We start from the raw sequence: 11,760 nt of genomic DNA on the forward strand, positions 1-11,760 counted from the left end.
CGCAATCGCATTACTGTGCTAGCAGCACATCGAAGAGGATTCAATGATAATGCGACTCATTATCATTTTGACCTTACTTGCCGTGGCGGTAAGTCCGGCGCGAGCCGAAGGCGAGGAGCCGGCGCACGGGCTCAACGCGACCGGCGGACCACTGCGCTATGGCCCGGATTTCGAGGCCTTCGCCTATGCCAATCCGCTCGCGCCGCAAGGCGGCACGCTGCGCCAGTCGATGATGGGCACCTTCGACACGCTCAACACCTACGTCATCAGGGGGCGGCCGGTGGTGGCGGTGCACACCAACGTTCATGCCTCGCTGCTCAAGCCGTCGCAGGACGAGCCGCTCACCGGCTATGCCTGGCTGGCGAAGTCGGTGCGCATGGGCGCGGGCGAACGCTGGGTCGAGTTCGCGCTGCGCGAGGACGCCACCTTCCACGACGGCCAGCCGATCACCACCGAGGACCTGCTGTTCACCGCCGAGGCGCTGCGCCAGCATGGCCGGCCGTTCTATCGTAGCGTGCTCGCGCGCGTGCGGCTGGAGGCGCTCGGCAGCCATCGCCTGCGCGTGCATCTGCCGTCGTTTCGGCCGCGCCAGCTGGCGCTGGAGTACGCCTCGCTGCCGGTGCTGCCGCGCCACTGGTGGCAGGGCCGCGCCTTCGGCAGCACCACCCTGGAGCCGCCGCTAGGCAGCGGCCCCTATCGCGTCGCCACGGTCGAGGCCGGCCGGCGCATCGTGCTCGAGCGCGTGCGCATGACGTGGAGCGACGATTTGCCGGCGATGCGCGGCGCCTACAATTTCGATCGCCACGAGATCGTCTGGATACGCGACCGCACGGCGCAGTTCGAGGCCTTCCTGGCCGGCGACGTCGACATCTACGCCGACGCCAATCCGCGCCACTGGGCCACCGCCTACGATGTCGAGCCGGTGCGCGACGGCCGGATCAGGCGCCTGGCGCAGCGCAACTGGTTCGGCACCGGCATGAGCGGCTTCATGTTCAACCTGCGCTCGCCGCTCTTCGCCGACCGCCGCGTGCGCGAGGCGCTCAGCCTGATGTACGACTTCGAATGGGCCAACCGCGTGCTGTTCCACGGCGGCTACGAGCGCAGCTACAGCTACTTCCAGAACACGAAGCTGGCCGCCGGCGGCCTGCCCTCCGAGCCCGAGCGCGCGGCGCTGGCCAGCCTGCCGCCGCAGATCGCCGCGCTGATGCCGAGGGGCGAGGCGGCGATGCCGCCGGTGTCCGACGGCAGCGGCCATGACCGGCGCCATCTCGAGCGCGCCTTCGCGCTGCTGCAGGCGGCCGGCTGGCGGCTGGTCGATGGCCGGCTGCGGCACCAGGCGAGCGGCAGGGCTTTCGACTTCGCCGTCATGGCCCAGACCCAGAGCCAGGCGTTGCAGCTCGGCCACTGGTTCCGGGCGCTGCGCCGCCTGGGCATCGAAGGCCGGCTCGAGGTGGTCGATTCCAGCGTCTACAACGAACGCCTGCGCCAGCGCCGCTTCGACATGACCCAGCGCTTCACCATCCCCTCGCAATGGCCGGGCAGCGAGCAGCAGGTCGCCTGGCATTCCACCGGCGGGCCCAACGGCAGCGGCGACAACCTCCTGGGGCTGAACGATCCGCTGGTCGACGCGCTGGTCGACCGCCTGGCCGGCGCGCAGGACTACGAGAGCATCGCGATCTGGGGCCGCCTGCTCGATCGGGCGCTGCGCGCGCATGTCCTGGGCGTGCCCGGCCACCAGGAGGCGGCGCGCAAGCTCGCCATCTGGGACAAGTTCGCATGGCCCGATCGCGCGCCGGGCCTCGGCTACGGCCTCGAATACTGGTGGCGCCGCGACTAGCCTCGCTGTCATCCCGAGCGCAGCGAGGGATCCAAGACAACCCTGGATCCCTCGCTGCGCTCGGGATGACAGCGCTGCTAGTATCGCCGCATGCAAGATCGCCAGCGGCGTCATGCGGTGGTTCAGGCGGCGCTGCTCGGGCTCGGCTCGGCGACGGTGCCGTTCGACGCCTCGGTCAACATCGCCTTTCCTTCGATTACCTCATCGTTCGGCCTGCCGATCGACGCCATCCAGTGGGTGGTGATCTTCTACATGCTCGCGCATTCGGCGCTGATGCTGGCCTTCGGCCGCATGGGCGATCTCGCCGGCCACGCGCTGGTCTTCCGCCTCGGCCTGGCCTGCGTCGCCGTCGCCTTCACGCTTTGCGCCCTGGCGCCGGTCTATGAATGGCTGCTGGCGGCGCGCGCGCTGCAGGGCGTCGGCGCGGCGCTGACCTTGAGCTGCGGGCCGGCGCTGATCACCTCGCTGTTCGCCGAGGAGCACCGCATGCGCGCGCTGGGCGCCTACGCCACGATGATGGCGCTGGGCGGAGCGCTGGGCCCTTCGCTCGGCGGCCTGCTGGTGCAGGAATTCGGCTGGCCCGGCGTCTTCTGGTTCCGCGTGCCGATCGCCCTGATCCCGCTCGTGCTGCTGCGCGACCTGCCGGCGCCGCCGCGCGCCGCGATGCGCGAACCGTTCGACGCGCTGGGCGCCGTGCTGCTGGCGGCGACCCTGGTCGCGCTGCTGCTGGCGCTGAACCGGGCGGGGCGCGGCGAGGCGCTGCTGGCAGCGATCCTCGCGGCGGTCGCGCTGGCCGGTCTCGCCGCCTTCATCCGACGCGAGCGCACGTTCCGCGCGCCGATGCTGCCGCTGGGCGTCTTCCGCTCGTTCGATTTCTCGCTGCTCAACCTGCTGAACGCGCTGGTCAACCTCGCCGGCTTCGCAGCACTGCTGCTGGTGCCCTACTTCCTCGCGCGCCAGACCGCGCTCGGCCCGCTGCTCGGCGGCTTCGTGCTGGCGATGGGACCGACCGGCGGCGTCATCGGCTCCTCGCTGGGCGCGCGCACCGCGGCGACGCTGGGCCGCTATCCCACGGCGCTGCTGGCCTGCGCGCTGACCGCGGCCGGCCTGCTGTGGACGGCGCATTGGGGCGCCTCGCCGCCGGTATGGTCGATGGTCACCTCGCTGCTGCTGCAGGGCTTCGGTACCGGCCTGCTGCAGGTCGCCTATCTCGACATCGTCACCGCGACCCTGCCGCGCGAGAATCGCGGCGTCGCCGGCAGCCTCGCCACCCTGACCCGAACCCTGGGCATCGTCGTGGGCGCCGCCGGCCTGTCGCTGGTCTTCGTGCTCGCCTCGGACGGCGCGCGCGACTTCCTCGAGGGCTTCCGCGTCACCTTCCTGTTCGCCGCCTCGCTGCCCGTCCTGATGCTGGCGGCGGCGATTTCACGGCGCGGTGCCTGGCTGCTACGTTGAGTTCGAATCGGAGGGAACGATGGCCGAGATGCTCGAAGAACACAGGATGCTGCGCGACGTGGTGGCGAAGTTCGTCGACAACGAGCTGATGCCGCTGGAGAAGAACGTGCTCGCGCGCGAGATCGCCGGCCAGAAGATCTCGCTGACCGAGGAGGAGGAGGCGCCGCTGCTGAAGAAGTGCCGCGAGCTCGGCCTGTGGGCGCTCGACGCGCCGGAGGAGATCGGCGGCGCCAACCTGCCGGCTGTCGCCCTGATGCCGATCAACGAGGAGCTCGGCCGCACCTGCGTGCCGTTCACCTTCCCGCCGGATTCGCCCAACCTGCACATGCTGATGGCGGTGGCCAGTCCGGAGCAGAAGATCCGCTACATGAATCCCTACGCCGCGGGCGAGGCGCACTCGGCGATCGCCATCTCCGAGCCGGGCGCCGGCGGCGACCCCGCCGGCATGACCACGCGCGCGACGCAGGACGGCGATTCCTGGGTGATCAACGGGCGCAAGATCTGGATCAGCCGCGTTCCCTACGCCGATTTCACCATCGTCATGGCGCGCACCGGCAGCGAAGGCCGCCACGCCGGCGTCACCGCCTTCATCGTCGAGAAGGGCACGCCGGGCTTCATCGTCGCGCGCGAGATCCCGATGCTGGGCGGCCAGCGCACCTACGAGGTGGTGTTCGAGAACTGCCGCGTGGCCAACGAGCAGGTGCTGGGCCGTATCGGCCAGGGCTTCGCGCCGATGCAGCTGCGGCTCACCATCCGCCGCCTGCAGATGGGCGCCTGGTGCACCGGCATGGCGCGGCGCGCGCTGGAGATGATGTGCAGCCACGCCAAGCAGCGCGTCACCTTCGGCCAGAAGCTCGCCGACCGCCAGGCCATCCAGTGGTGGATCGCCGAGGCCGCGACCCAGATCCACGCCTGCCGCCTGATGGTGATGGACGCCGCCGCCAAGCTCGACGACGGCCGCGACGTGCGCACCGAGGCCTCGATGATCAAGGTCTTCGCCACCGAGATGGCGACCTCGGTGATCGACCACGCCATGCAGACCTACGGCGCCATGGGCGTCACCAAGGAGCTGCCGCTGCAGCTGATGATGCAGAAGGTGCGGACGATGCGGGTCTACGAGGGCCCCAGCGAGGTCCACCGCATGGTGATCGCGCGCCGCACCCTGGAGGCGGTGAAGTAGCGACGGGCGTTACCTTCCCCCGGAGGGGGAAGGTGCCCGAAGGGCGGAAGGGGGATGTCGAAGACGGACACCGGTTTCGTTGAGGCACCCCCCATCCGGCGCTGCGCGCCACCTTCCCCCTCCGGGGGAAGGTAAATGAAGGTGGCAACATGACCCTGTCCATGACCGACTTCGCCCGGTGCCACGTCGCCGGGCGTGGTTTCGCGGCGTCGGAGGACTTTCCGCGCGACGCCTGGCGCGCGCTCGCTGATGCGGGGCTGTTCCGCACAGGCCTGCCGGCGCGCTTCGGCGGCGATGGCGGCGGCTATGCCGACATCGCGCGCGCCGAGCACGACCTGGCGGCCCATGGCGGCTGCGTCGGCTTCGCCATGTCGTGGACCGGCCACCAGCTGGTCGGCCGTTACTTCATCGCCGGCTTCGGCAGCGAGGAGCAGAAGGCGGCGCTGCTGCCCGGCCTCGCATCCGGCGCGCTGACCCTGGCGGTGGCGATCTCCGAGCCCGGCGCCGGCGCGCATCCCAAGCATCTCAGGACGAGCGCGACGCGCGACGGCGACGGCTTCGTGATCGACGGCGAGAAGGCCTATGTCACCAACGGACCGCTGGCCGATGCCTTCATCGTGCTGGCGATCACCGCGGTCGAGGCGGGGCGCAAGCGCTACAGCGCCTTCCTTGTGCCGAGAGCCACGTCGGGACTTGCGATCCTGCCGATGGAGCCGTTTGGCGCGCTCCGGCCCTCGCCGCATTGCCGCCTGCGCTTCGACGGCTGTCGCGTTTCCGCCGAGGCGATGCTGGGGCCGGCGCACGCGGCCTACGAAGCGATGGCGCGGCCGTTCCGCGACGTCGAGGACGCGGTCGGCGCCTCGGGCAGCGTCGGCATCTGCGGCTTCGTCGCCCGTGCGCTGGCCACGGCGAGCAGCGACGAGGCCGCGGCGGGCGAGATCGCCGCGACGCTGGCGCTGATGGAGCAGGGCGCGCGCGCCGCGGCGCTCTCGCTCGACGCGCCGCCCGCCCAGTTCCCGGCCGGCGCGCTCACCATCGCCATCCGGCTCGAGGCGGCGCGCTTGCTGCAGCGCTTGCGCAGCTTGCGCGGCGGGCTCGACGCCGCCGCGCTGCGCGAGGTCGACCTGGCGCTGGCCGATATCGCCTTTTCCCAGACCATCGCGCAGGGTCCGCGACAGGCGCGCCTGATGCGCCTGGGCGCGGACTTCATCGCGGGCTCCTGACATGAACCAGTCATGTCCTAACAGCAGCGGCAATTCCGGTGTTCACCGGCTATGATGCCGTCATGGTCGGCAGGAGCGGGCGATGCATGATCTGGTGATCCGCGGTGGCACGGTGATCGACGGCAGCGGTGCGCCCTCGCGCACGGCCGATGTCGCGGTCGCGGGTGGCGTGATTGCCGCCGTCGGCCGGGATGTCGGCGCGGCGAGGCACGTGGTCGACGCCGACGGCCTGCTGGTGACGCCGGGCTTCGTCGACATCCACACCCACTACGACGGCCAGGCGACCTGGGATCCGTATCTCACGCCATCCTCGTGGCACGGCGTGACCACGGCGGTGTTCGGCAATTGCGGCGTCGGCTTCGCGCCGGTGCGGCCGGGCAGCACCGATTACCTGATCAACCTGATGGAAGGCGTCGAGGATATCCCCGGCACCGTGCTGGCCGAGGGCGTGTCGTTCGACTGGGAATCCTTCCCGCAATATCTCGACGCGCTGGCCGCCATGCCGCGCGTTATCGACATCGGTGCCCAGGTGCCGCACGCGGCGCTGCGCTTCTACGTCATGGGCGAGCGCGGTGCGGAGCATGCCGAGGCGCCGAGCGAAACCGAGATGGAACGCATGGGCGTCCTGCTGGAGGAATCGCTGAAGGCCGGCGCGCTGGGCTTCACCACCTCGCGCACCACCAAGCACAAGGCACGCGACGGAAGGCTCACGCCCAGCCTCTCGGCGCGCGAGCCCGAGCTCTTCGCCTTGGCGCGTGCCATGAAGCGCGCCGGGCGCGGCGTGCTGGAGGTGAACTCCGATTTCGGGCCGGGCGAGTTCGAGGCGCTGCGCGCCGCGGCGGCGATCTCCGGCCGGCCGCTGTCGTGCCTGCTGGTGCAGGTGCAGGCCGAGCCCAATCTGTGGCGCGAGACCCTGGCGCAGATCCACGCCGCGCGCGCCGATGGCCTGGAGGCCAACGCCCAGGTCGGCTCGCGCGCCATCGGCGTGCTGATGGGGCTCGACACCTCGGTGCATCCGTTCCTGATCAGCGACGCCTGGAGATCGCTGGCGAAGCTGCCGCATGCCGAGCGCGTGGCGCGTCTGAAGGCCGACGCCGAACTGCGCCGCGCGCTGATCGCGCCGCCGCCCGAGGGCAAGGTGGCGCGGCTGGGCATCACGCTGGACCGCGTCTATCCGCTGGGCGAGCGGCCCGACTACGAGCCGGACGCCAGCATGAGCGTCGCGGCGCAGGCCCAACGCGCCGGCCGCGACGCGCGCGAGCTGGCGCTCGAGCTGCTGCTGGCCGACGACGGCAGCGGCCTGCTGATGCATCCCTTCGAGAACTACAGCGGCGGCGATCTCGAGGTGGTGCGCGAGATGCTGACCGACGCGGCCACCGTGATCGGCGTCGCCGATGGCGGCGCGCATGTCGGCACGATCTGCGATGCCAGTTCGCCCACGACCCTGCTGAGCCATTGGGGCCGCGACCGCAGTCGCGGGCAGAGGCTGCCGCTGGAGTTCCTGGTGAAGCGCCAGACGCGCGACACGGCGATGGCCTATGGCCTGTCCGACCGCGGCCTGCTGGCGCCGGGCCTGAAGGCTGACATCAACGTCATCGAGTTCGATCGCCTGCGCGTGCTGAAGCCGAAGGTTGCCTACGACCTGCCGGCCGGCGGCAAGCGCCTGGTGCAGCGCGCCGAAGGCTATCGCCACGTCTTCGTCGCCGGCAGCGAGACGCTGCGCGACGACGAGCACACCGGCGCCCTGCCGGGCCGGCTGGTTCGCTAGAGCGGAGTTCGTTCATGCGATTCAACTGTCATTCCGAGCGCAGCGAGGAATCCAGGGAGGACGCCTGGATTCCTCGCCGCGCTCGGAACGACAGAGTGATTCAATTCACCCAGGATGCGCGCTAGGGGAATCCATGCTGCTGCCGACGTCCCTCGCCCTGATCTCCGCCGCCATGTTCACCGGCGCGGCGTTCTACGTCAGCGTCGGCGAGCAGCCGGCGCGGCTGAACCTCGACGACCGCGCCGCGCTGATGCAGTGGCAGCCGGCCTATCGCCGCGGCTACGCCATGCAGGGGCCGCTGGCCGCGATCGCCTTCGCGCTGGGCGTGGTGGCGTGGTGGGACATGGGCGGCCTGCAGGACGCGCGCGCCTGGCGCTGGCTGGCCGGCGCGCTGGTGATGCTGGCCAACTGGCCCTACACCCTGCTCGTCATGGCGCCGCTCAACAAGAAGCTGATGGCGATGACCGAGGCCGACGCCAGCCCCGCCACGACCGACATGATCCGCCGCTGGGGCACGCTGCATGCGGTGCGCACGGTGCTGGGCGTGATCGGCACCGCCTTCTTCTTCTGGGCATCGTACCGGTAGCCGCATGACATCCTGGCTTTGGTGCTACGCCGACCGCTTGAGCGCCCGGCCTGGCGAAAGCGTCGGCCTGCATATCGCCGGCACGGGCGGACGCTGCTCGATCGAGATCACGCGCGAGGCAGGCGGGCGGCGCCAGGTGCGGCGCATCGAGGGCATCGCCATCGCGCCGCATGCCGTGCCTGACAAGGTGCACGTCGCGGGATGCGGTTGGCCCGAGACGATGCGGCTCACCGTGCCGGCCGACTGGCAAAGCGGCTACTACGACATCGTTCTGCGCGCCGACGACGGCGCCACGGCGCGCCACATGCTGGTGGTAAAGGCGGCGAAGCCGACGGCGCCGGCGGCCATCGTGCTCGCGACCAACACCTACCAGGCCTACAACTGGTGGGGCGGTGCCAACACCTATACCTGGGTCGGCGGCCCGCATCCGGCGCGCGAGCCGGCCGAGGCCGAGCGCGTCGTGGCCGGCGTGCTGTCGGCCGAGCGGCCATTCTCCGCCGGGCTGCTGCGGCCGCGCTCGCCGACCCATCGCATCGCCACCAAGCGCCGCCGCGATTTCGGTGAGCGGCCCTTCGGCGGCGAGGTCAGCGACGAGATCAAGGCCGGCGGCAATGGCTGGGACTGCCCGGCCGGCTATCTCGACAAATGGGAGCACGCCTTCACCGCCTGGGCCGAGGGCGCCGGCTATGCGCTCGATTATCTCACCGATTCCGATCTCGACGCCGAGCCGCGCGCGCTGGAGGGCTATCGCGCCGTCATCGTCGTCGGCCATTCCGAGTACTGGAGCTTCAACCAGCGCGCCGAGGTCGAGCGCTTCGTCGATGACGGCGGCCGGCTTGCGATCTTCTCCGGCAATACCTGCTACTGGCAGTGCCGCTGGGAGGACGGCGGGCGCCGCTTCGTCGCCCACAAGGGCCGCGCCGAGGACGATGATGAGCTGGCCGCCGACCCGGCGCGCCGGCATCTCACCTCGGGGCTGTGGTCGAGCCCGTGGGTCGGCCGGCCGGAGGCGTCGCTCACCGGGCTGTCGTTCCTGTTCGGCGGCTATCACCGCTTCGCCAATTGCGTCGGCCGCGGCGTCGCCGGCTACACGGTATGGCGCGAGGATCACTGGGCGCTGAAGGACGCCGATCTCTACTGGGGCGACGTGTTCGGCGACGATTGCCGGCTGGTCGCCTACGAGAACGACGGCTGCGCCTTCACCATCGGCGACGACGGCCTGCCGCGCGCCGTCGCCCGGCTGGGCGTGCCCGCCGATCTGGAGATCATCTGCACCGCGCCCGCGACCCTGGCCGAGCCCGAGCACGCGCCCTACAAGCGCCTGGTACCGCCCGAGGCGTGGCCGACCTTGACGCGCGCCTATGCCGGCTTCGACTCGCCCGCCAACCGCGCGCGCATGATGCGCGGGCATGCGGTGATGGCGTCGTTCAGCCGCGGCAAGGGCGAGGTGTTCAACGGCGGCACCACCGAGTGGGCCTACGGCCTGGCGTCAGGCAATCCCTTCGTCGAGCAGATCACGCGCAACGTGCTGGACCGGTATTTCCTTCCCCTGGAGGGGGAAGGTGGCGCGTAGCGACGGAAGGGGGATGTCGAAGACGGACTCCTGGGTTCGGCTTCGACATCCCCCTTCCGCCCTTCGGGCACCTTCCCCCTCCAGGGGAAGGGCTCAGCCCAAGAACTCCTTCGTCCAGCGCTCGTAGTCGGCGTCGCGGGTGACGCGCTTCATCAGGTCGGGCGGGGCGAGGCCGGTGAGCTTGCCGGGCGGCGTGCCGTCGCGCAGCGCCTTGAGCGTCGCGTAGGTCGCCTGGATCGCCGCCATGATCGGCTGGTGGCCCTGCAGCGCCACGCGCACGCGCTTGCTGGCGAGATAGTCGCGGTCGCTCAGCTCGGGCCCGCCGCCGCCCATCACCAGCGGCAGGGTGGTGGCGGCGGCGATCGCCTCGAGCTGCGCGCGGGTGCGCAGGCCGACGAGGAACAGCGCATCGACGCCCGCCGCCTCGTACGCCCTGCAGCGCGCGATGCAATCCTCGACCGAGGTGATCTGCACGGCGCTGGTGCGGCCGCAGATCACCAGGTCGGGATCCTGCCGGCCGGCGAGCGCGCCCTTCATCTTGCCGATTCCTTCCTCGATCGAGATCAAGGTCGGCTGCGTCTCGCCATAGGCACGCGGCAAGAGCGTGTCCTCGATGCTGAGCGCGGCGACGCCCGCGGTCTCGAGCTCCTGCACCGTGCGTTGGACGTTGAGCGCGTTGCCATAGCCGTGATCGGCGTCGACCAGCAGCGGCAGGTTGCCGGCGCGGTTGATGCGGTAGGCCTGGGCGGCGAACTCGGTCAAGGTCAGCACGATCAGGTCGGGCGCGCCCAGCACGGTGAGCGAGGCGGTCGAGCCGGCGAACATGCCGACCTCGAAGCCGAGATCCTCGGCGATGCGCGCGGAGATCGCGTCGACCACCGAGCCCGGATGCACGCAGCGCTCGCCCGCGAGGATGGCGCGGAATCGCCGGCGCCGGTCGGTCCAGTTCATGTGTCCCCCTTTTTTCCTTCTCCCCGCGAAGGCGGGGAGAAGGTGCCCGAAGGGCGGATGAGGGGCTTGTTGCTCGGTCGCGAAGCCCCTCATCCGCCTCGCTGACGCTCGGCACCTTCTCCCCGCCTTCGCGGGGAGAAGGGATCAGGCCGGCACTTCGGCGCCCACCGTCAGCCGCTGCATGCGCCGCCGTTGCCCGTGATAGTCGTTGATCGCGTTGTGCTGGGTGCAGCGGTTGTCCCAGACCGTGAGCGTTCCCGGCTCCCAGCGCACGCGGCAGGTGAACTCCAGCCGCGTCGAGTGCTCGGCGAGGTAGTCGATCAGCGGCCGGCTTTCGTCCTCGCTCATGCCCTCGATGCAGATCGTGTGGCCCTTGCTGACGTACAATGCCTTGCGGCCGGTGCCGGGATGGGTGCGCGCGATGGGATGGATCGCCTCGTAGCTGTCGGCCTGCTCGGCATTCCGGATCTTCATGCCGCCGACCTGGCGGGAGATGTTGGCGCGGCCGCCGGAGCGCTTCAGGCCGGCGCTGTAGATGCCCTTGAGCGGATCGATCAGGCGCTTCATGCCCGCGCTCAGCGTGTCGTAGGCCGCCGCGGTATCGGCGAACACCGTGTCGCCGCCGGATTGCGGCGTCTCCACGGCGTAGAGCAACGTCGCCAGCGGCGGCTTCTGAAGATAGGTCGTGTCGGAGTGCCAGCCGCCGCCGAAATTGCGCGTCTCGGCGGGCTCCTTGATGACCTCGAAGATGTAGGGATAGCCATCCATGCCGGTGACGAACGGGTAGTAGGTCGGCTCGCCGAAGCGGCCGCCCACGGCCATGATGTCGTCGGGGCTGAGATTCTGGTCGCGGAACACCAGCACCTTGTGGTCGAGGAAGGCGCGGTTGATCTCGGCCCAGGTGCGGTTGTCCTGCACCGACTTCAGCCTGACGCCGCCCACCTCGGCGCCCAGCGCGCCCGCCAGCTTCTTTACCTCGATCGTCTCGTAGCCCATCGGGGACCCCTCCATCTGTCATCCCGAGCGCAGCGAGGGATCCAGGCCGACCCTGGATCCCTCGCTGCGCTCGGGATGACAGGCGACTTGTACCACGGCCCCGCCGCCGGCCCATGGCATGGCAGCCCCGCCGAACATGCCTTCCGCGAGGCGGGCCGGCGATACTACTCTGCCGGCGAAGCAAGGGAGGA

9 protein-coding genes are annotated in these 11,760 nt (G+C 70.4%); 7 read left to right on the forward strand and 2 right to left on the reverse strand.

The features are described from left to right. The first annotated feature begins 49 nt into the window (after positions 1-49). The 7 genes from KF889_22905 (at position 50) to KF889_22935 (ending at position 9,622) form a co-directional block, all read left to right on the forward strand. Positions 50-1,837, forward strand: a complete 1,788-nt coding sequence (locus KF889_22905) for an ABC transporter substrate-binding protein (protein ID MBX3502301.1) — start codon at positions 50-52, stop codon at positions 1,835-1,837. Between the two features lie 90 nt (positions 1,838-1,927). Further along, a complete protein-coding gene (locus KF889_22910; GenBank protein ID MBX3502302.1) occupies positions 1,928-3,292 on the forward strand; it encodes an MFS transporter in 1,365 nt (454 codons plus the stop codon). A 19-nt stretch (positions 3,293-3,311) separates the two neighbouring features. Then, on the forward strand, positions 3,312-4,472 hold the full coding sequence (locus KF889_22915) for an acyl-CoA/acyl-ACP dehydrogenase (GenBank protein MBX3502303.1): 1,161 nt from the start codon (positions 3,312-3,314) through the stop codon (positions 4,470-4,472). Positions 4,473-4,621: 149 nt separating this feature from the next. Further along, positions 4,622-5,695, forward strand: a complete 1,074-nt coding sequence (locus tag KF889_22920) for an acyl-CoA dehydrogenase family protein (protein ID MBX3502304.1) — start codon at positions 4,622-4,624, stop codon at positions 5,693-5,695. Positions 5,696-5,777: 82 nt separating this feature from the next. Beyond that, positions 5,778-7,463 (forward strand): amidohydrolase family protein, encoded by a 1,686-nt coding sequence (locus tag KF889_22925; GenBank protein MBX3502305.1) that lies wholly within the window; start codon positions 5,778-5,780, stop codon positions 7,461-7,463. 139 nt (positions 7,464-7,602) lie between these two features. Then, entirely contained in the window at positions 7,603-8,049 is a 447-nt protein-coding gene (locus tag KF889_22930; protein ID MBX3502306.1) for a DUF1772 domain-containing protein, read from the forward strand. A gap of 4 nt (positions 8,050-8,053) precedes the next feature. After that, positions 8,054-9,622 (forward strand): DUF4350 domain-containing protein, encoded by a 1,569-nt coding sequence (locus KF889_22935; protein MBX3502307.1) that lies wholly within the window; start codon positions 8,054-8,056, stop codon positions 9,620-9,622. Positions 9,623-9,715: 93 nt separating this feature from the next. On the opposite strand, the gene KF889_22940 is transcribed toward KF889_22935, so the two are convergent. Continuing rightward, complete coding sequence (locus KF889_22940; protein MBX3502308.1) at positions 9,716-10,573, reverse strand: isocitrate lyase/PEP mutase family protein; 858 nt, start codon at positions 10,571-10,573, stop codon at positions 9,716-9,718. Between the two features lie 144 nt (positions 10,574-10,717). Then, positions 10,718-11,554 carry a TauD/TfdA family dioxygenase gene (locus KF889_22945; protein ID MBX3502309.1) on the reverse strand — a complete coding sequence of 279 codons (837 nt, stop codon included), beginning with the start codon at positions 11,552-11,554 and terminating at the stop codon, positions 10,718-10,720. Between the last annotated feature and the right edge of the window lie 206 nt (positions 11,555-11,760).

The organism is Alphaproteobacteria bacterium, from assembly GCA_019635875.1.
GTDB lineage: Bacteria > Pseudomonadota > Alphaproteobacteria > Reyranellales > Reyranellaceae > JAFAZJ01.